We start from the raw sequence: 19,994 nt of genomic DNA, 5'->3' as shown, positions 1-19,994 counted from the left end.
GACGCCGGCATGACCGTCAGTACCCGCGACAGCCCCTCTCCCCCACCGCGTCGACCAGCCGGCCGCCGGCCCGGCCGGCTCGGCTACACCGGGCCCGGCGGCGGCGCCTGGTCCTACATCGAGCCGCCCACGGAGTACCGGGGCACCACCGTGCAGGTGTGCGGCCTGTTCCCCTTCGGCACCGGCGCGTCCACTCCGATGATCGGCGTGCCGGTCGGCCGGCACCTCTACACCGGCTCGGCCGTGTGCTTCGACCCCATCTCCTGGTACACCCGAGCCCGACTCATCAACAACCCATCGGTGTGGATCGAGGGCGAGCCCGGCATGGGCAAGTCCACTGCCGTACGGCGGATGGTCCTCGGCCTGACCGCCCAGGGTGTCACCCCGCTGATCCTCGGCGACCTCAAACCCGACTACGCCGAGCTCGTCCGCGCCCTCGGCGGTCAGGTCCTGCGCGTCGGGCCCGGTCTGGACCGGATCAACCCCCTCGACGCCGGCCCATGGCGGCAGGTCCTCCACCGCGTCGACGAGCGCACCGGCGCCGTCGTGCGCTCCGCAGTCACCGACCGGCGGCTGAACATGCTGGTCGCCCTGGCCACCCTCGTACGCCGCGGGCCCGTCAGCTCCGACGAGACCACCGTCCTGTCCGCCGCGCTGCGCTACCTCGCCGACCGCGAGACCGACACCCAGCCCGTGCTCTCCGACGTCCTGCGCGTCATCCACGACGCCCCACCGGAGGTCCGCGCGGTCACCCTCTGGCAGGAGCAGCAGGATCTGCCCCGCTTCCGCGAGGAAACCAACGGGCTGCGCCGGACCCTGCTGGCCCTGCTGCACGGTCCCCTCGGAGACACCTTCGAAGGGCAGACCACCACCGCGATCCGGCTCGACACCCCCGCCGTCTGCGTGGACATCTCCAGCATCGACGACACCGACGAACTGCGCACCGCCGCGACCCTGCTGTCCACCTGGTCCTACGGCTTCGCCCAGGTGGAAGCCGCGCACCTGATGGCCGACCTCGGTCTGGCCCCACCCCGGACGTTCTTCACCGTCCTCGACGAGCTGTGGCGGGCGCTGCGCGTCGGCCACGGCCTGGTCGACCGCGCCGACGGCCTGACCCGGCTCAACCGGCAGAAGGGCACCGGCACCGCCTTCATCACCCACTCCCTGGCCGACTTGGAAGCGCTGCCCACCGCCCACGACCGGGCCAAGGCCCGGGGCTTCGCCGAACGCTCGGCGGTGCTGATGATCGGTCCCTGCTCCGAGCAGGAGCTGGACTCCGTCTCCCGGGTCCGGCCGCTGTCGCAGGCCGAGCGACGGGAGGTGCTGTCCTGGTCGGCGCCGCCGTCATGGACGGCCACCGAGGGCAGCGAGACCGTCGGCCGGGGCAACTTCCTCATCAAGGTTGGTTCCCGACCGGGCATCCCGGTGCACCTGGAACCCACCGAAACCGAAAAGAAGCTCGGCAACACCGACTTCCGCTGGACGATGTCGTGAGCCGCCCCGCCGGCCCGCGCGGCGGCCACGACGACGCCGGCCTGCTCGCCGGCGGACTCGCCGCGCTGGCCCTGACCGTGGCCAGCGCCACGTGGCTGCCGGTCATAATCACCCACCCACCCGGCTACACCGGCGGCGGACCGATCCGGGTCGCCGCCGCGGTGCTGCACGGCGACATCACCTGGACCACCGCCTGCACCGTCGTCGCCCTCGTCGAGGTGACCGGCGTGGCGGCGCTGGCCGCCGCCGCTGCGGCGACATGGCGGTGGAACCGCCGGCGGCGTACCCGCGTCGACCCCGCCGCCCGCAAGATGGCCACCCGTGCCGACCTCGCGCATCTCGGGCCGGCAGGCATCGCCGACAGCGGCCGACGGCTGCGGCCCAGCCTCGCCAACGTCGACCGGCCCGACCCCGACCAACTCGGCGTCCTGATCGCCACCACCGTCGCCGGCGGGATGCCACTGCGCCAATCCTGGGAGGACATGGCCGTCGACATCTGGGGTCCCCGCACCGGCAAGACCACCTGCCGGGCCATCCCCGCCATCGTCGCCGCCCCCGGCCCGACCCTCGTCACCAGCGTCAAGGGCGACATCGTCGACGCCACCCGCGACCTGCGTGCCGCCCGGGGCCAGGTGTGGGCGTTCGACCCGCAGCACATCCTCGGCACCGAGCAGGGCATGTGGTGGAACCCGCTGCGCACCGTGGCCACCATCACCGACGCCCGCCGCCTCGCCGAGCACTTCGCCTCCGCCGAGCGGGAGCCCGGCGTCAGCCGCGACGCCTTCTTCGACCCCTCCAGCGAGGAACTGGTGGCGAACCTGCTGCTGGCCGCCGCCTGCTCCGCACGGGACATCCTCGCCGCGTACCGGTGGGCGGTCAGCCCGCGCGACGACGAACCGGCGATGCTGCTGCGCGAGCACGGCTTCGCCCTGCCCGCCGACGCGGTCTCCGGGGTGGTCAACATGCCCGACAAGACCCGCGGCGGCATCTACGCCGGTGCCCAGAAGATGCTCATGTGCCTCACCGAGCCCGCCGTCACCGCCTGGGTCACCCCACCCGCCCGCGGTGGGGTGCTCGAGTTCGACCCGGCCGCGTTCGTGACGTCCACCGACGTGCTCTACCTGCTCTCCCAGGGCGGCCCCGGCTCCCCCGCCCCGCTGGTCGCAGCCCTCACCGACGCGGTGCTGCGCGCCGGCGAGCTGCGTGCCCGGGCCTCGGCCGGCCGGCGCCTGGACCCGCCGCTACTGAGCATCCTCGACGAGGCCGCCAACATCTGCCGCCTGCGCCAACTCCCCAGCCTCTACTCCTACTACGGCTCGCACGGCCTACCGATCATCACGATCCTGCAGTCCTATCCCCAAGGCGTCGACGTGTGGGGCCGCGAGGGCATGCGCAAACTCTGGTCGGCGGCGAACGTGCGCACCTACGGCGGCGGCGTCGCCGACCCCGACTGGCTCGAAGAACTTTCCAAGCTGATTGGCGAGCACGACGTCACCACCCGCTCGACCAGCAGCAGCGGGTCCGGGTGGGGCCAGCGGTCGGTCTCGCACGCCACCCGCCGCCAGCGCATCCTCGACGTCTCCGACCTGCACGCCCTCCCACGCGGCCGGATGGTCGTCTACGCCTCCGGGGCCCCGCCGGCCCTCGCCCGCACCGCTCCCTGGCAGGACGGGCCGTACGCCACCGCGATCCGCGCCTCGATCGCCCGCTGGGACCCCCATGGCCGCAGCGACTGGACCCTCACCCCCGACTACGCCCCGCCGGAGCCAACCCCATGACCCTGCCCCAGCCCGGACCGGCCGGTGACCCAGTAGCCGACCTCAGCGCCCTGCTCGGCCAACTCGCCGGCGACCCGGACGTGACGCCGCCGGCCGCCACACCGCCAGCCGGCGACGACGCCGCACCGGAGCCGGCCTACCGCAACGTCGAGGCGTTCGTCGGGAACTACCTCGCCCACGTCGTCGAGCGGCGCCTCGCCACTGGGCCGACCTCAGGGGTGAACTGGTGCCCCCGGTGGTGGGCGCACCCGGAAGCGATCTCCCGCCTGTACGCCCTCTGGCGGGCCTGGGAAACGCTACGGATCAGCGACCCGCAGACCGGCATGAGTATCTGGTGGCGCGACCACCTCGATCCCCACCTCGCCGCGCTCGCCGCCGAGTACGGGCCTTTCAGCCGGTGTCGCCCGGACAAGCACACCGAGCCCCGTCCGCTGCCCGTCGAGCCGGCACCACCGGAGGTGATCGCGCAGCTCCCCGACGCCGATAGCCTCTAATTCCGCGGCATCACCCGCACCCGCTACACCTTGATCATCTCCGAGATTCTGACCCTGAGTGACTAGGAGGTACGAGCCGTGCCCGAACAGTCCGCGCTGGCCAACCTGCGCCAGTTCGAGTGGGACCCGACTGAGTCCGTCTCCTACGAGGTCGCCATCGAGGCGATCAGCCAGGCGGCCGCCGCCATCACCCCGCTGATCGCCGCCGCCCGGCAGCAGGACAACGACGCCGCGGTAGCAGAGCTGATCAACCTGCGGAAGCAGTGCATCGCCGCACGTAACGAGCTGCGACCGACCGACCATCAAGCGGTCGCCGCCACCACGCAGCACTACCGCGCCCTGGCCGAGCAACTCCGTTGGCGCGCTGCCTGATGCCGATCGACCCGAGACGCTACCTGCTCACCGAGGAGCAGTCGCAGCGCATCTTCCGCGAGGAGATCGCGCCGGAGGAACTCGCCCACGGGGTCTCCCAAGACCAGCCGGTGGTGGTCTTCGTCGCCGGGCAGCCCGGCGCGGGCAAGACCATGACCACCGAGTCGGTCAAGCGTGAACTCGATCAGCGTGGTGGCGCGATCGTGGTCAACTCCGACTTCTACAAGCCCTACCACCCGGAGTACAGCAGACTGCTGCGCGAAGACGACCGAAATGCCGCGCCGTACACCAGCATGGACGGACGCCGGTGGATGGCAGCCGCCGAGCAGTACCTCATCGACCGGCAAGTCGACACGATCATCGAAACGACGATGCGGGACCCCGGAGACTTCTTGGAACCTGCGGCGATGTTCCGCGCGGCCGGCTACCGGGTGGAGGCCGCGATCATGGCGGTACCCGAGCCGCTCAGCCGACTCGGCATCGTCCACCGCTATCACGACCAGGTCCAGAAGCTCGGCCACGGCAGGTTGACCGCTCGGGACAACCACGACGCCTCCTACCAGGGTGTTCGCCAGGCCGCCGAGGCGATCGACCAGGATCGGGTGGTCGACGTCGCCGCCGTCTACCGCCGCGGCAACCACCAGCTGCACATCAACTACCTCGACGCCGCCGGCTCGTGGCGCTGGCCCGCGGGCACCGCCGCGGCCATCGACTTTGAGCGCCAGCGGCCGTGGACCCCAGAGGCGACCAAGGCGTTCGCGGCAACGGTCAAGCAGCTCACCGACAAGATGGGCTCCGAGTGGCACGGAGAGCTCCGGGACATCGTCCGGCTCGCGGCACCCCTCGCCGACGCGCAGACCCCGCTACCTCAGATTACCGACGTCTCTCCCGGAATCACGGTGGCCGCGCGGGCCTTCCCGACCAACACCCGTCAGTCCCTACCTCGGCAGCCGGCAGAGCACGACGCCGAGCCCACGCCCCCGAGGGCGAGCCGCGAGGCCTCCAGAGGCGAGGAACCCGGGCGCTGACTCAGAGATTCCGCAGGACCGATGGAGTGGTATGTCGTCGACGAGCACCAGCGGCAGATCCAGCTGTGGTGGTCGCGGTGTGCGTTCGGCGGCGGGCACGGGACGGCCACCACCCGGACGAACACCTCCCCTCGCGCCCTCGGCCAAGCCCTCACCGGGGTCCACGCCGCGAAGCACCTGCCCCGGAGCCCGACCCCCTCCCGGAGTGGGCGCCCGCAGCCTGCACCTCCTGACCCACCAGCACCAGCGGCCCCGGATCACCTGTTGGTCCGGGGCCACCCGCGTCGTGGGTGACTGCTGGTCACGTCCGGGGGGTATCCTGCGTTCATGGCCAGCCAGAGCCCGGAGACCGACACCCGCAGCGACGACGTACTCGCCGCAGCCGGCATCGTCGTAACCCCAGAGGGCAAGGCCCGCGCCCGGGCGCGGCTCCGCGCGGCCGACCAGCGGTGGACCCCCGAGCTACGCGACGAACTGCGCGCCCAGATCGGCCTTCCCGCCCGCGCCGCGTGAACGACCGGCCGGTCCGGATCGTCCTCGACACCTCCGCAATCCTCGCGTTCTGCCACGAGTCGATCCACGTCGGCGAGGTGATCGCCGAAGTCGCAGACGAGGAGTGCCTCGTCGGCCTGCCGGTGCTGTGCCTCGCCGAGGCATACCGCGCCGCCGACCAGGACCGGCTCGAACTGCTGGAGAACCATCCGGCCGTCGTGGTCCTGACCATCGACCCGTTCAGCTGGCGGGCCCTCGCCGTCACCTGCGAAACGGTGGGCCGTGCCGACGCCGCGAGCGCGCTGCTCGCGGCCGTGGACGCTGGCGGGTACGTGCTGACCGCGCAGCCCGGCCTATATGCCGGTCTCGCCGGCGGCGGGCCGATCATCCCGATTTGACCCGCGCACGAGGGTGCGCCGGCCGGTCACACTGGACTGCGACTCGGCAGCCTGGAGGTGCTCATGCCGTCGCATACGAACCGCCCGCAGGATCGGAGGCGGCGCAGACGCACCGGGGTATCCCTCTTCGCTGCCACCACGGCCCCCTACTTCCGTGACCACGCCCACAGCTTGTCCCAGATCAGCACAATTGTGTCGGTTGCGTCAGCCGGTATCACCATCGGCGCGACGGTGGTCGCCGTTGCGACCGTCAACGGCCCGCAGCCCGGCCCAAACCCCGAGGTGTCGAACCAGTTCACCTACCAGGCGGACCTGGCGAACGACCGACGCAGTCTCTTCGACGGAGACCTCTACGCCCGGACCGACCGGGTGGAGAGGGTCGCCACGTGGTTTCCCGTCACCGTCGTCATCTGTGGGCAGGCAAACAGCGACCCGGTGTGCGCCACCCCTACCGAAGACCAGGGCCCCGGCGCCTCGCCCGCCACGATGCCGGCCCTGCCGGCCAAGACGGTGAAGCTCGGCGGCCGGGTCGGCGTCACGCTGGCCGCAGCCGATGACGCGGTGACGATCAAAGACCTCTCGAACGCGGAGGACGAGACCCAACCGTTGGTCAGCCCCACTGACTATGCCAGCTGGACTTGGTACGTGCGCGCCGCCAAGCCCGGCCGGTACTTCCTCAGCGCCACGGTGAGCTTGAAGGTGGCCGGCAGCGACGCTGATCTGGTGACACGCCAGTCGGTGACCATCGGCCTCACGGTCGAGCAGACTGCGGCCAACGCCGCCAAGCAGGTCGGCTCGGGCACCTGGAAGGTCGTCAGCTGGCTGCTAGGGGTCATCGTCGCGCTGGCTGGAGTAGGGCTGCTGACCCGTGCCGGCATCCGCCGGTGGTTCAGCCGGCGCGGCAGTCGTGGCGCCGAGCAGGAGTCGCAGGCCGTCGCCTCATCCTCAGCTGATCCCTGATCAGCACCCCCCGTGTAGAACATGCGTTCCCGGTTCCCGAAGCAAGCAGGATCGCCACCTGACAGGCGCGCTCCGGTGACGGGTCACCGGGGCCCGGTCAACGATCACCCTCTGATGGGCGACGGGGAACATCAGAAGAATGAATACGGTGGGTGCATGATCTGGATCGCTGGCCGCGAGTACGGCACTGCCGCCGAGATCGCTGAGCATCTTGGCCCCGACGTCACCGCTGATCGGGTACGGGACTGGGCGCGTCGGGCTGCCAACCCCGCAGATCCCCTCCACGGCCTCTTGCCCCGCCACCATGTGCCCGGCCGGGGTCGAGGCACTACCTGGTATTGCTTCGACCAGGTCGCGCACGTGGAAGCCATCACCCGTCGTACGAAGGGCGGACCGGCGCGCACCGGCAGGTGGGGACGGCCGAGCCCGCCGAGTTGACACCCTCGTGTGCCGAGCGCAAAATCGCATCACACATCCAGCTCTTAGGTGGAGTGTGCCCGCAGCCCGGAGATGCGTCAGCACCCGGGCTGTAGTCGTATCAGCACGGGAAGCCGCAGGGCCCGCGCCCGGTGGCTACCGGCCCTATCACCAGCGGATGAAGTATTCGCTGGTGAAGGAGTACTGGTCGGCACCGGGTTTGGTGGCCGTGTATCTGGCGTACCGGTCGTGAGCCCGTCCGAAGACCTGGTAGCGGTCGATGAACGGGAAGGCGTCGTCGCCGACGGGGACCCGAAAGGTGTGATCCTTTGCGGGGCCGTCGATGAGGGTGACGGTGCGGTAGCCGGCCGGTGCCCGGTACTGCCACGACCGGGGTGGCCAGCGCTCGTCGCGTTCCTCCTGCACGAGCCGCTGGTGTTCCCGGTCCTCCCACTCGTCGTCGTCCAGTGCGCTGCGGCGGGCCGTTCGATAGGCGGCCTGTTGGGCCTGGAAGCGCTGCTCGTGCCGGACTGCTGCTTGCCGGGCGGCTTGGCGGCTGACACCGCGGGCGGCACCGATCTCGGCGTAGCTCGCCTGTGCCCGGTGGGCTTGCCGCGCCGCGTCCTCGGATAGTCGCTCGAGCTGTGCGGTCAGCTCACGGCAGGTCTGCAGGACGGCCAGGGCGTGGGCCCGGCGCTCGTCCTGCGGACTGTCGAACAACGGATTGGAGCTGGCGGTCCGGGCGACGCCGTGTGAGGCGAGCAGCTCGGCGGCACGGCGCATGGTCAGCTCGAACAGCTTTTGGCGGGTCTGGTCCACAGACGACAACACTAGTTGTCGCTATCCGGCTTTTCGGTCGGTGTGATGCGGCTTGGCGGAACTCACCATGTTGGCTTTGAGCTGCGCAAACACGAGTATCGCCAGAAGGCGCTGGACGAGTATGCGTTTCCGTGTCACACTTCCTGCCAGTAGGTGCATCGCGCCCAAAATTTCAGACGGAGCCCAAGTCGAGGCGGAGCCGATGAACGGTGCCGCCTTTTTTGCTGCCCACCCACGTCTCTGCTCGTGTTGACGGGTGGCTTCGGCAAGACCTTCGAGCTACGTCGCCATCTCACTGCGGTCGAGGTGGCCGCGGTGCCTCCGTGCACCTCCAGGCGGCCATCGCACCGCACTCGCTTTCCGCCACGCCAGGTACGTCACCAGCGTGAGCGGACGATTCCCCGACGAAAGAAGGTGATGCCTGCGACGCGCGTCTAAATCCATAAACGACCCCGAGTAGACGCTCGGGGTTTTTTCATGCCCAGAAATCGATCTTGAAGGGATTTTGGTGGTCAATATGGTGCGTCCGGGTGGGACCGGACTCTCCCCAGCATGGGGTGTGGTCGCGCTCGCCAGCGGTGGTGGCGCGGTGGCGTCGGCGGTCGGTGGTGCTGCGGTCGGGCATCCGGTGGCCGGCCTGGTGGTGGCCGGCTGTGTGCTGGTCGCGCCGTGGCTGCTGGCCGGGGTGCTGGTGACGGCCGCCTTCGTGGTAGCGGTCCGTGGACGCCATGAGCGTCGGAGCACAGTCGCGGGCGAGGGGACTGTCGAGGTGATCGACGCGCTGCGGCGGCTGGTCGACAGCGTCCTCGGCCGCTGACGCGGTAGCCGCAGGAGAGAGTCATGTCCGACGACTGTTTTAGGGGTGCTCACCGCGGCGCGGAGCTCGCTGCCCGCTCATTCCCGATAATGTTCCTTCCCGTGATTGAGAGCCGACCGCCGCAACCCGTCGGTCAAGCAGCCCTGAGCACCTCGCCCGGGAGCCCCGACATCACCGCGGTGGTCCCCGCCAGCCGGCAGCCGCTGACCCTGTCGGCCGGTACCCGCGACCGGCTGCGCCGCGCCATGCCCGAGAGCACCCGCCGCGCCTACACCGGCGACCTACGCCGCTTCCTCACCTGGTGTGCCGACCAGCAGTTGCCGGTGGCGGCCCCCGGCGCCAGCAACGACGTCGATGCGCTTGCCGCCGCGCTGCACACCCTGCTGACCGATGGCCCCGACATCCACCTGGTCGTCACCGAGTACGTCAATACCCTCGCCGACGCCGGTCGCGCCCCTGCCACCATTGAGCGGGCCCTCGCGGCGATCGCCGCCGCGCACCGCGCCGCCGGCGCCGGCGCCCTGCCCACCGAGGGCCCCCGCGCCGTGCTGCGCGCCTACCGCCGCGACCGGGCCACCACCGGCGTCGGCGTGCGGGTGCGCAAGGCCGCCCCGGTCACCGTCACCGCGCTGCGCGCCATGGTCTCCGTCCTCGACCGCGGCACCCCCGCTGGCGTCCGAGACACGGCGCTGCTCGTGCTCGGCTTCGCCATGGGCGCCCGGCGCAGCGAGCTGGCGGCCTTGAACATTGCCGACCTGGTCTTCACCTCAGATGGTCTAGAGGTCACCGTGCGCACCGCCAAGACCGACCGGGACTCCGTCGGCCGCACCGCCGCATTGCCCTGGGGGACCCATCCGCACACCTGCCCTGTGCGCACCGTGAAGGCCTGGCTCGCCACGCTGGCCGACCACGGGCGCACCACCGGGCCGTTGCTGGTGCGCATCGACCGCCACGGCCGCCTCGGCCGTGTGCCCACCGGTCGCGGCAGCACCGATGGTCGGCTCACCGGCCAGGCCGTCGCGCTCATCGTCTCCCGCACCGCGGCCATCGCCGGCCTCGACCCGCATGCCGCCTGGTCCGGCCACAGTCTGCGCCGCGGCTTCGCCACCGAGACCTACCGCGCCGGCGCCGATCCCCTGCGCATCGCCCGCGCCGGCGGCTGGAAGGACGGCTCCAGCACCCTGTACGGCTATATCGAAGACATCAACCGCTGGCAAGCCAACCCACTGACCGGCGTTGGCCTCTGAGCCGGTTCATCGTCACCGTCGGCTTGCTCGCCGGGCCGGCGACCTCAACCCGCCCACCGCCGGCGAGCCTCAGTGACCGGCCGCGCCTGGGGTGAAGGTGTGTCGGCCGGACCTGTGGCGGACCAACTCGGTGGCGCGGGTAGGGGAAAGTGATCAGGTGCAGCCTACCGTCCTCTCATGGGTCACCGCGCTTGGTCTTCTGTTGGCGCCGGTGGTAACCGGCGTGTCCACTCTGGTCGCCGTGCGGATGACCGAGTGGGCCAACCATCGGCGACACGCAGAGCAGGAGCGGGCGGCGGTGGACGAAAAGATCGAGGCAGTAACGACAGAGCTGACCCGCGCCACGTTCACATTGCTGGCGGCGCTGGCAACACAGCAGCCGCGATGGAACTCATGGAAGCCGCGCCTGCTGACTCTCGGCCAGGCATACCTCGAGCTTCAGGCCGGACGGAGCACCCTGGGCCTGGCCTACGGCATGACGCGGGCCAGCCAGGTCGTCCTCGATTGGCATGAGCGATCGATGGCCGCCGCCGAGGATCTCGTCGGCACGCCGTACCGTCAGTTTACCGACGCGGTCAGCCAGGCCGTGCTGCTCCCTGACGAGGACCTCGTGGCCGCCGTTCTCGGCCTGGCCGAAGCGGCCGCCGCAGCGGCGGCAGCGTACGGGGCGGACAGCCTGTACCAGGCCAAGATGGCCGCCGCTGGTCGGCGGGCCGCCGATGCCACCCTGCATGAAGCGCTCGCCGCCGTCACCCGAGTGGCGCGGGAGCGTCTGCGTCCGCCTGCGCCCACGCCGCAGCGGCGGTGGCGGCGGCGTACGCGTCGATGACCCGCCCGCCGGACGTCGCCCTGGTCGCCGCCCGGACGCACGTCGACGGCCCGCTGAGGCTGACCGGCGCGGCGCCTCGCTGCAGGTCAGTCGCGCGGCCGCCGGGCAGAAGCTCGCTACCATGCAGCAGCTTGCGGCCAACCACCGAACCACCCACTTGGGCATGCCGGACTACCGTCCCCTTGCGGGCCGGACCAGCACGTCGCTCCCGATCAGGAAGAGCAAGGGGATACGCACCGATGACTGACCGGCCTGACGACGGTGAGACGCCCGACCCGCAGAAAGAGCCGGCCCCTCGCCGGGCCGACGACGATCCAGCGGATTCCCCTACCCGCCAGGGATGGGAGCGGGGCCGTCCTCCAGGCCCGGAGGACCTGACCCCGGAGTTCATCGAAGTCATGGCCAAGGCCGTCGCGAAGTGGACCGACTACAGCAAGCTTGTTTCCCCTGGACTCCTCAACGCCGCAACTCAGGTGTCAGCTCAAGTGGCGGCCGTCAGCAAGGCCGTGGAGCCCATGCTCATCAACCTCCAGAAGAGCCTCGCCAACCTTCCGAAGATCACCCTGCCTGACATGACAGGCGTCGGGGCAGTCATCGACAGGCTCATCGCCAAGCTGCCGCCGAACTGGCCGATGGGCGACCCGAATCTCATCGAGAAGGTGTTCTCCATCGTCCAGGACGAGGGGATCCCTCTGGTCTGGGTGCCACGAAAGGAGATCGTCCGACAGGTCCTCCAGGCGGCAAACCGAGATGAGCGAATCAAGGTCCTGCTGGCACACCGCGACGACATCATCCAGGACTGCCGGGACGTTCTTGCCAAGATCAGCGACGGCGATTTGGTGAGCCAACTTCCGCTCGCCACCAACGTCATCAATGCGTTCGCGGATGGGCACGACGAGGCAGCCCAATCGCTCGCCGTGGTGATCACCGAAACGGTCGTGTCTCGAACGATCGACCGGGACTACAAGAAGGTCAAGAACGCCGTGAAGATCGACGACTGGGGCGATTTGTCGGTGGCTGAGCTCCGGCTCAGGACCGCGCTGGCCGCTATCGGGCCGTTCTACGCCGCGTGGTTCCCCAGCTGGGGCACGCCAGCGCCCCCAGCGCTCAGCCGCCACGTCACCGTCCACCAGGCCGATGTCGGCCATTACACGGCAGGCAACAGCCTCGTTGCGGTCATGCTGATGACCTCCATCCTCCGCGCCATTCAGGAGCTGCACGAGCAGCCCTGATCCAGTGACTCGTCTGCGACGACGATCAGAGAAGGTTACAAAATGGGCCTATAGAGATCACTTTCAAAAACAACGCCAAGGAGAGTTCCCTGGTCGACCGGGGCGCGGCGCTTGCACTGGGACCTTGGAGCAGTCACGTCAGATGCGAGATCTTCGCGTCTGACGCTACTGGCAACCCCCAAAGGAAGCCCTGTCCAGGAAACCTGCGTCGGCGTTGTTGGACACTCCAGCTTGTTGGACACGTTTTCTGGACGGCGTTGACCGGCCCGAAGCCCGGTTCCTGCGCTTGTCCGGGAAACGATCGTTTCCCGAACAAGACGGTCGACTGCCGACCCAACCTCTCGCGTCGCTACTAGGAGTTGGAACCCCTCGATGACAGCTTGCAGGTTTCGGTAGACGACCTGTGGGTGGTTGGTCATTGCCGAGAGCCCGCCGGCAGTCGGTGAGGAGCTGCTCGAACAGCGGAATCGCCGACCCAGGTCCCCAGCTGACTTGTAGGCGTACACGAGGTTGCCCCACCGAGACGAACGCGCCGCCGCCGGCGAACGCAAGTCCTCGCTCGCCCAGGAGTTCGGCATCAGCTGCGAAACGGTGTACGCCTCTCTACGGTTGGCGACAGTCCCAGCTGACGCACCGGCCAACTCGCCGCCCGGCCGGGCCATCGGCCAGGTTCCGGCAAGGACCACGTTGAGCCGCAGACAGGCGGAGTCGGCGCATGCTGAAATCTATAGCACATTCGTTCGACTGTGAGTTTGGGAAGATGAGGGTTAGCTATGGGTGACCGCAGTGCCATCGAGTGGACCGAGGCGACGTGGAATCCCACCACGGGCTGCGACCGCGTGAGTCGAGGGTGCGACAACTGCTACGCGATGACTTTGGCCAAGCGGCTCAAGGCGATGGGCCAGCCGCGGTACCAGCGCGATGGAGATCCCCGGACGAGTGGTCCAGGTTTTGGGTTGACGGTCCACCCGGACGGTCTCGGGTTGCCGCTGACCTGGAAGCGGCCCCGGGTCGTGTTCGTCAACTCGATGAGCGATCTGTTCCATGCGCAGGTGCCGGTCGGGTTCGTCCGCCAGGTCTTCGAGGTCATGGCGGCGACCCCGCAGCACACGTATCAGGTGCTGACCAAGCGGGCCCGCCGCCTACGGCGGTTGGCGCCCGCGCTGACGTGGCCGTCAAATCTGTGGATGGGGGTCTCCGTGGAAGACGGTGATGTGGTGAATCGCATCGATGACCTGCGGGCTGTCCCCGCAGCGGTGCGGTTCCTGTCATGCGAGCCCTTGCTGGGACCGCTGCCCGACCTGATGCTGGACGGCATCGGTTGGGTCATCGCCGGTGGCGAGAGCGGCGCCAATGCGCGGCCAATGGATCCGGCCTGGGTGGAGAGCCTGCGCGATCAGTGCACCAGCGCTGGTGTGCCGTTCTTCTTCAAGCAGTGGGGCGGACGCACGCCGAAGGCCGGCGGACGCGAGTTGGACGGCCGGACCTGGGACGACATGCCCGTCGCGGTGACCACCTTCTAGCTGCGCTCATCCCACGTACACAGCGGACCGCCCCCTCCCGCGCCCTCGTGATCGTGTCGCATTCAACCGCTAAGGACGTTATTCCCGTTACGCCTATCGTCTGCCTGGCCTACCTGGCCTCAGACCGCGTACGGAGGTATTCACCAATCAAGGTTGCAGTGAGACACTTTGGCATAACAATTCGTGGCCGAGGGGGGGCTGATGGCGGCCGATGGACCGGTGCCGTGGCCGTGCGCAGAGCACACCGGCGTCAAGCACGACATCTACCGCCGCTACCTTGAGCGATGGTTCCCCATTCTCCTGAAGGGTCCCAAGCGCTACTCGTCGGTCACCTATGCCGAGGGCTTCTCCGGCCCAGGGATCTACAGCGGCGGGGAGGACGGCTCGCCGGTGGTCGCCATCCGGGCCCTCAGCGACAAGGTGCCGCCTACTACGGGCGTCGCCCGGTTCGTCTTCCTCGACAACGACGAGCGCTGCGTCAACATGCTCTGGGACAGCCTTCGCAACGCCTTCCCCGAACGGCCGCGGTCACAGGAGGCGATGCCCGTCGTGGTGCGTGAAGGCACCTGTGCCGAGCACCTCGAAGGTGTGCTAGACGAGGTTCGGGCCTGGGGAAAGCCGATCTTCGCGAACCTGGACTCCTGGGGCAACGCGCCCGTGCCCTTCCGATTGTTACAGCGCCTGGCCAAGAACGTTTCCAGCGAGGTCATGGTCACCCTGTCCCCGCAGCATTTCGTCCGCTTCGTCAGCAAGATGGGCGAGGACGCAGACGACGTGTTCGGCGGCGACCCGCACTGGCGCACCGTCACGAACCTGGCGCCGGAGGCCAAGAGTCGACACATCCTCACGTGCTACCGCCAAGGGTTACGTGCGGCCGGCTTTCCCTATTTGTTGGACTTCGAGCTCGTCCCCCGACACGGACAGCCCCTGTACCTCGTCTTCGGCACCGGGCATCCCTTCGGCGTGGAGAAGATGAAAGAGAGCCTGTGGGAGGTCGACCGCACCCAGGGCGTCGGCTTCCGCGATCCCCGCGACGAACAAGCCGAGACGCTCTTCGTTCTCGACGAACCGCAGCTGGGCCCACTGACCCGCCTGCTCCATCAGAAACTCCGCGACGGCGGGCCAGCCCGGGTGGAAGACCTGCGCCGGTTCGCCTTGCTCGAGACGGTGTACCGACCTCAGCACGTCCTACGAGCGCTGGAACCGCTCATGGACCGAGGCGCCATCGAGGTCGAAGGTGGGGGCAGGTTGCGCATCGCATCTGTCGTCTCGTCCCCACCAGCGTCTACCCGGTAGTCGACTCCGCCCGCTCACAACCGTGGCAGGCGCAGCAGCTGTGCAAGAGGCCCCTCGGGGCGGCGCCCATAAAAATCTTTGAGAAATTCCTGCCCCCCTCAGCCGCAACCTCTCACACCAACTAGATGCTTATCTGATAAGCCGCTGCATCTAGTTGGGCTGAGGGGGACAGCCCTCTTCAAGATCGCGACGGGACAGTAGCTCCCAGCGTCGGCACTATGGACTCGACCGCGTCACCCGGACGCGGATCAACACGAAGGCCCGCCCGCTGGAGGCCCTGAGAAAGCGCCAGCGGACAAGCCCCCATGCCGATTCCTTGAGGTGAGCCTTACACATGAAGGACCTGTTCGCCCAGACCGGGTGGGCGACCATTCTGGTGGTGGTCGTTCCCACGGCCCTGGTCACGATCTGCGTGGTGGTGGTCGCCCTGGCTGCGCTGGCCGCCCGTCGGCCGGCCACGCGCCGCCACTGCCTGGCGGTCATCACCCACCTGACCCGGTACGCCGGTGTCCTGCGGGGCCGGCGATGAGCATCTCGACCGACTCCGCTTCCGCAACGATCGCCCGTCGGCGGCGCCTGCACGCACTCGACGCGCTCGAGCAGGCCGTCGACGGGCGCGACGCCCGGCCTCTACACGAGGTCGTCACCGACAACCTGCGGGAGGTCTGGAAGAACGGCGGCAGGAAGCGCGACGACAAGCCGGGGCTGCAGCCGGCCACCATTTTAATCCGTGACGCGTTCGTGGCCACCACGGCCGAGGACGCGCACGGGCCCGCCCTGCCCCGGCTGGTCCAGTCGAAAGGCCTGCAGCTACGGCTCTACCTGCTCATGCTCTTCGACGCCCAATGCCGGCATGCGGCCGACGACCGGGGGGTCCGCAATGTACGAACCGTGTCGCCCAGCAACGGACCGTACCGGTCCTGGGGCGAACTCATGCTGTCCGCTCCGGACCACCAGCAGAAGCAGCTGCCCGTCGCCTGGCAGGTCGTCCGCCGCCGCCGCGAGCGGCAGATCAAGGAGGCGATGCTGGCGCTGGAGACCACGCCGCGGCTGCTGGACATCGCCCTGACCAGCAATGGCCGAAAGCGCCGGGACTACGACAAGCCGACGCTGCTGGCCGAGGACAGCACCCCAGACGCTCAAGCCCGGTACGGCATCCCCGCCGATCAGCGCTTCGGCGTACCGCGTGAGTTCTTCACCAACCTGTGGGTGTTCGCGCTGACCGATACCGAGATCGCCTGCTACTTGGCGCTGCGTTGGGCCTTCGAGCAGGCGCCTATGGCTGACCGCAAGAAGTTCTTCATAGTCAGCCAAGAGCGCGAGTCGAGGCTGCGCTTGACCCGGACCACCTGGGACAGCATCGAACGGTTGCAGGCGTACGGGCTGATCCAGCGTAACGACTTCTCCGGCCGCGACCCGGCCACCGGCCAAATCGAAAGCTTCCGAGACAAGTGGCAAGCCGGCGAGGTCACCTCCCCCAGGTACGCCTTCTACCGGAACGGCGTGAAGCGTCCGGCACTCCAGGCGATGCGTCACGCGCTGCTTCATCCCATCGTGCCAGCGCCGCCCGACTCGCTGGACGTCGTCCTCGCGGCCCCTGCCGCGCAGGCCGCCCCCTGACCACCGGTCGTCGGACAGCCCTTCCCTGGGGCGCCGCCGTGTGGGACGCGAGGGCATGCGCAAACTCTGGGTCCGCGGCGAACATCCGCACCTACAGCGGCGGCGTCGCCGACCCCCGACTGGCTGGAGGAGCAGCCCGCACCTCATCAACGCCTAGGTCAGCGGGTTCGGTTGGCTAGGTAGAACAGGTAGGCGCTTGGGGACCAACGTTCGGGAGAGTCACGCTAAGGATGATCTTGATTGGGGGCCGCCGCTACGTGGTCGTGTCCTCTGGCAAACGTTGCTGGACGTGCCGGTGAATCTGCGTGCGATCGACCCGATCGGTACTAGCCAGGTCTGGGCGACCCTCACCCTCACGCAGGCGTAACCCCTACCTTGGAGGTGACAGCAGCCGGCCCTCAGTCCAGGGGTGCCGTACCGTCCGAGGGTGACCGTGGACTGGGGGCGACTGACACCGACGTTGCGGGTGGGGGGTGGACCTGCCTCTCGCATAGGCGCATCCGCCTGATCACCGGCGGCGTCGTGCCCGCCTGCGGGTGAGTCCGCCCGGTCAGCGTGATGCTGGCCGGGCGGAGCACGGTGACGGGGCTGGCAGCGTCGACGCGGATGGATCAGGAACCGCGCCGGGCGCGCATCCAGGCTCGGGTACGCCGCCACAGAGGCGGGGTGATCAGAATGAAGCGGATCAGCGCGGCTAAGAACGCCAGCACCGCAGGGCGATTCCAATGAATCCGGCCCCGGCCGGTCCGAGTGGGCGGGGCCTCGTACCGACTACGCCCGGCCGGAGCCGGATCGCTGCTGATCACCCAGGTTCAGGCCGGTCCCTACTCGTCGACATCGTCGGTCGGCCAGGCCACCGGTTGGGTGTGCAGCAGCAGCGCCGCGTCCCGTTCGATCGGCCACAGCGGCCAACTCGTCGGGATCGTCAACCGGATCGGCAGCGCGCCGTGGCCATACCAACCGTCGAACGAGTTCGAGTCGACCCTCAGGCCGTGCATGTCGGCGTAGACCCGCAGCGACTCCGGGACCTCGTCCACGTACGGGTGGGTCAGCAGGAACGCGCTGCGGCCGTCGTGCTGCACCCAGATCTGGGTGTGGTCCATTCCCACCGACGTGCAGGCCGAAAAGGTGCAGCTGTCCATGCGGTACAGCCCGTGCACGCACGCCTGCGCCGGGCCGCGGTACAGCAGGACCTGATGCCGGAACGCCCACTCCCGCGCCCGACCGACCGTGTCCGCTCCGCCGTAGACCTCGAAGTCGTCGCTGCCCGGAGGAACGAGCGACCAGTTGCCGGTTCCGAGCATGGCGCCATCTGCGGTGTGCTGCTTCACCAGAGACCTCCCTCGTCGGCTTCGCCGGCGGAGCCTACTGCATCCCCGGCCAGCGGCCTCTCCCATTCACTCACCGCTTCCGCCGGCCAGGTCGCGGGCCAGCTTGGCGACCCTGCGCAGCCCGCCCGCCGTGGTGGTAAACGGGTCGGTGGCCGATCCGACGCTCCAGTCCTCCTCGGCGTCGGCCGGCCGACGGTCGAGGCGGTAGCTCACGCCGCCGTCTTCCTCCTGAAGGGCCTCGACCACCAGGGCGCCGCCGTTGCGGGCGGGAATCTCCGCCGATGCGCTCGCCCAGCCAGCCATCTCGTCGTAGTGGGAACTGACCGCCTCCAGTTCGGCGGTGACCCTGGCCAACTCGGCGGCGGTCGCCTCATCGAGGGTGTGGGCGGCGGCGTCCATCGCGGCCTGCGCGGCTTGGGCGTCGGCCAGCTTCCCCTTGGACGCGTGGTGCGCCTGGAGCATGGACAGGTACTCGCCGCGCAGCTTGTACGTGGCCCGTGGGGTTGCGCCGGTCGCCCCGCCTGGTGAGCCGTCCAGTTCGTCGAGCCGCGCCTGCTCGGCGTGCGTGCGCACTCGCCGGCCCTGGTTGTAGTGCTCGACCTGGCTGCGCTTCGGAATTCGTTCCAGGGCCTCCATCTCGCGGTACTCGTTCAGGCTCAGGCCGCACACGAGCGCGGCCTGGGCGGCCAGCAGCGGCGGCAGTCCTGGGGCGAGGCCTGTCCCGCCGCCATGCTTGAGCTGATCCAGTCGCGCCGACTGGGCGGTGGTCCGCTGCTGGAACGGAATCCGGTCCAGGTCGCGCATCTCTCGGTACTCGTCGACGGTCAGGCCGCACACCTCGGCGGCCTCGACGCCCCCGTCGGGCCTCCAGGCATCCCTGCCGGCGGCGTCGATCCGCCGCTGCCGGCTGTCGTAGACCGCTCGGTCCGCCGGGTTCAGCCGCTCCACGGCCCGCGCGACGTGTTGCCGACGCTGCGCCTGAATCCGTTCCTCCTGCCGCACCCGCTCCTCCAGCCTGATCGCCTCCTGTGCCTGGCCCGGGTGCCGGTGGCCCTCCAGCCGAATCCGCTCGGCGTACAACCGCTCGTAGTCCCTGCCGACCTGCCGGAACCGCTTGTCTGCCTCGGTCGCGCGGGCAATGACGTCCTCGACCACCTCCCGCAGGCGGGCCGCGTCAGCGGCGTCCAGGACGACGGTGGCGTCGGCCCCCGTGTCGACCGCGTACTCCTCGCCGTCCTCGTCGACAACGCTCTCCTCCGCCGGCGCGTGGCCGCCACGCCACGCCGCCTTGTCCTCCGGATAGATCGACACGGCGAGGTGAACCTGCCGGCCGCCCGGGGTGTCCACGGCGGCACCGAGCACCAACTCCCCGGCCGAGCCGGCTGCGGAGCCGCTGCCGGCGAACCGTTCGCCGTCGCGCAGCAGAATCCGGCCGCCGACGCGCAGCCGGTCCTTGACGGTGGGCTTCGCGCCCGGTTCGGCCGGTGGTGTCACGACCATGGCCTTCTCCTTCGTCTGGTCAGCCGGCGGCCCGGTGGTTGCGGTCTGCCTCTCGTACTGCTCGGCCTGCATCTCGTAGTAGCGGGCCGCGAGAATCTCCCGCGCTGCCTCGGCCTCGGCCCCATGTGCCGCCCGGACATGCTCCGTGGCGACGTCGGGGTTCCGGATCACGCGAGCGGCCTGGTGGTGGTTCTCGGCCGACTCCTGGTTGGCTCGGGCGTCACGCCGGTAGCGGTCGGCCGCGTCCCGGCAGGCGCTGGCTCTGCCTTGCAGCGTCTCGGCTTTGGCAACCAGCCCGGCGTAGCGGTTCGCCACCCGCATCGCCTCCTGGGCGGTGGAGGCCACCG

Annotated in this window: 20 protein-coding genes; 17 read left to right on the top strand and 3 right to left on the bottom strand. The window is 69.4% G+C overall.

Features of this window, described 5'->3' with window-relative positions; genetic code table 11:
- Positions 1-9 precede the first annotated feature (9 nt).
- The 9 genes from ACLQ2V_RS26855 (at position 10) to ACLQ2V_RS26815 (ending at position 7,454) form a co-directional block, all read left to right on the top strand.
- On the top strand, positions 10-1,494 hold the full coding sequence (locus ACLQ2V_RS26855; protein ID WP_425721370.1) for an ATP/GTP-binding protein: 1,485 nt from the start codon (positions 10-12) through the stop codon (positions 1,492-1,494).
- Entirely contained in the window at positions 1,491-3,272 is a 1,782-nt protein-coding gene (locus ACLQ2V_RS26850) for a type IV secretory system conjugative DNA transfer family protein (protein ID WP_425721369.1), read from the top strand. Before ACLQ2V_RS26855 ends, ACLQ2V_RS26850 begins: the two co-directional genes overlap by 4 nt.
- Positions 3,269-3,766: a DUF4913 domain-containing protein gene (locus ACLQ2V_RS26845; protein ID WP_425721368.1), complete on the top strand. Its 498-nt coding sequence runs from the start codon at positions 3,269-3,271 to the stop codon at positions 3,764-3,766. Before ACLQ2V_RS26850 ends, ACLQ2V_RS26845 begins: the two co-directional genes overlap by 4 nt.
- A 78-nt stretch (positions 3,767-3,844) precedes the next feature.
- The gene (locus ACLQ2V_RS26840; RefSeq protein ID WP_425721367.1) at positions 3,845-4,138 is read left to right on the top strand and encodes a hypothetical protein; all 294 of its coding nucleotides are present in this window, start codon (positions 3,845-3,847) and stop codon (positions 4,136-4,138) included.
- On the top strand, positions 4,138-5,166 hold the full coding sequence (locus ACLQ2V_RS26835) for a zeta toxin family protein (protein ID WP_425721366.1): 1,029 nt from the start codon (positions 4,138-4,140) through the stop codon (positions 5,164-5,166). The genes ACLQ2V_RS26840 and ACLQ2V_RS26835 overlap by 1 nt, the downstream gene beginning before the upstream one ends.
- A 327-nt stretch (positions 5,167-5,493) precedes the next feature.
- Positions 5,494-5,679, top strand: a complete 186-nt coding sequence (locus ACLQ2V_RS26830; RefSeq protein WP_425721365.1) for a hypothetical protein — start codon at positions 5,494-5,496, stop codon at positions 5,677-5,679.
- The gene (locus tag ACLQ2V_RS26825; RefSeq protein ID WP_425721364.1) at positions 5,676-6,056 is read left to right on the top strand and encodes a hypothetical protein; all 381 of its coding nucleotides are present in this window, start codon (positions 5,676-5,678) and stop codon (positions 6,054-6,056) included. The genes ACLQ2V_RS26830 and ACLQ2V_RS26825 overlap by 4 nt, the downstream gene beginning before the upstream one ends.
- A 171-nt stretch (positions 6,057-6,227) precedes the next feature.
- Positions 6,228-7,016: a hypothetical protein gene (locus ACLQ2V_RS26820; RefSeq protein ID WP_425721363.1), complete on the top strand. Its 789-nt coding sequence runs from the start codon at positions 6,228-6,230 to the stop codon at positions 7,014-7,016.
- Positions 7,017-7,172: 156 nt separating this feature from the next.
- Positions 7,173-7,454, top strand: a complete 282-nt coding sequence (locus ACLQ2V_RS26815; protein WP_425721362.1) for a hypothetical protein — start codon at positions 7,173-7,175, stop codon at positions 7,452-7,454.
- A gap of 147 nt (positions 7,455-7,601) precedes the next feature.
- Here ACLQ2V_RS26815 and ACLQ2V_RS26810 read toward each other — a convergent pair whose 3' ends face one another.
- The gene (locus tag ACLQ2V_RS26810; RefSeq protein ID WP_425721361.1) at positions 7,602-8,252 is read right to left on the bottom strand and encodes a hypothetical protein; all 651 of its coding nucleotides are present in this window, start codon (positions 8,250-8,252) and stop codon (positions 7,602-7,604) included.
- 559 nt (positions 8,253-8,811) lie between these two features.
- On the opposite strand from ACLQ2V_RS26810, the gene ACLQ2V_RS26805 reads away from it, so the two are divergent.
- From ACLQ2V_RS26805 to ACLQ2V_RS26770, 8 genes are all read left to right on the top strand, one after another.
- Positions 8,812-9,069, top strand: a complete 258-nt coding sequence (locus ACLQ2V_RS26805; protein WP_425721360.1) for a hypothetical protein — start codon at positions 8,812-8,814, stop codon at positions 9,067-9,069.
- A gap of 23 nt (positions 9,070-9,092) precedes the next feature.
- Entirely contained in the window at positions 9,093-10,316 is a 1,224-nt protein-coding gene (locus ACLQ2V_RS26800; protein ID WP_425721359.1) for a site-specific integrase, read from the top strand.
- 223 nt (positions 10,317-10,539) lie between these two features.
- Positions 10,540-11,145 (top strand): hypothetical protein, encoded by a 606-nt coding sequence (locus tag ACLQ2V_RS26795; protein ID WP_425721358.1) that lies wholly within the window; start codon positions 10,540-10,542, stop codon positions 11,143-11,145.
- A 239-nt stretch (positions 11,146-11,384) separates the two neighbouring features.
- Positions 11,385-12,377 carry a hypothetical protein gene (locus tag ACLQ2V_RS26790; protein WP_425721357.1) on the top strand — a complete coding sequence of 331 codons (993 nt, stop codon included), beginning with the start codon at positions 11,385-11,387 and terminating at the stop codon, positions 12,375-12,377.
- A 773-nt stretch (positions 12,378-13,150) separates the two neighbouring features.
- Complete coding sequence (locus tag ACLQ2V_RS26785) at positions 13,151-13,900, top strand: DUF5131 family protein (protein WP_425721356.1); 750 nt, start codon at positions 13,151-13,153, stop codon at positions 13,898-13,900.
- Between the two features lie 201 nt (positions 13,901-14,101).
- Positions 14,102-15,196, top strand: coding sequence for a three-Cys-motif partner protein TcmP (locus ACLQ2V_RS26780; protein ID WP_425721355.1), 1,095 nt, complete (start codon positions 14,102-14,104; stop codon positions 15,194-15,196).
- Positions 15,197-15,530: 334 nt separating this feature from the next.
- A complete protein-coding gene (locus ACLQ2V_RS26775) occupies positions 15,531-15,725 on the top strand; it encodes a hypothetical protein (RefSeq protein ID WP_425721354.1) in 195 nt (64 codons plus the stop codon).
- Entirely contained in the window at positions 15,722-16,816 is a 1,095-nt protein-coding gene (locus tag ACLQ2V_RS26770) for a hypothetical protein (protein ID WP_425721353.1), read from the top strand. Before ACLQ2V_RS26775 ends, ACLQ2V_RS26770 begins: the two co-directional genes overlap by 4 nt.
- Positions 16,817-17,640: 824 nt before the next feature.
- Here ACLQ2V_RS26770 and ACLQ2V_RS26765 read toward each other — a convergent pair.
- Both ACLQ2V_RS26765 and ACLQ2V_RS26760 read right to left on the bottom strand, forming a co-directional pair.
- Positions 17,641-18,147, bottom strand: coding sequence for a hypothetical protein (locus ACLQ2V_RS26765; protein ID WP_425721352.1), 507 nt, complete (start codon positions 18,145-18,147; stop codon positions 17,641-17,643).
- A 66-nt stretch (positions 18,148-18,213) separates the two neighbouring features.
- Complete coding sequence (locus ACLQ2V_RS26760) at positions 18,214-19,992, bottom strand: hypothetical protein (protein ID WP_425721351.1); 1,779 nt, start codon at positions 19,990-19,992, stop codon at positions 18,214-18,216.
- Positions 19,993-19,994 lie beyond the last annotated feature (2 nt).

It is taken from the genome of Micromonospora sp. DT233 (assembly GCF_049841815.1).
Classification (GTDB): domain Bacteria; phylum Actinomycetota; class Actinomycetes; order Mycobacteriales; family Micromonosporaceae; genus Micromonospora.
This window is presented reverse-complemented; position numbering and strand designations above follow the sequence as displayed.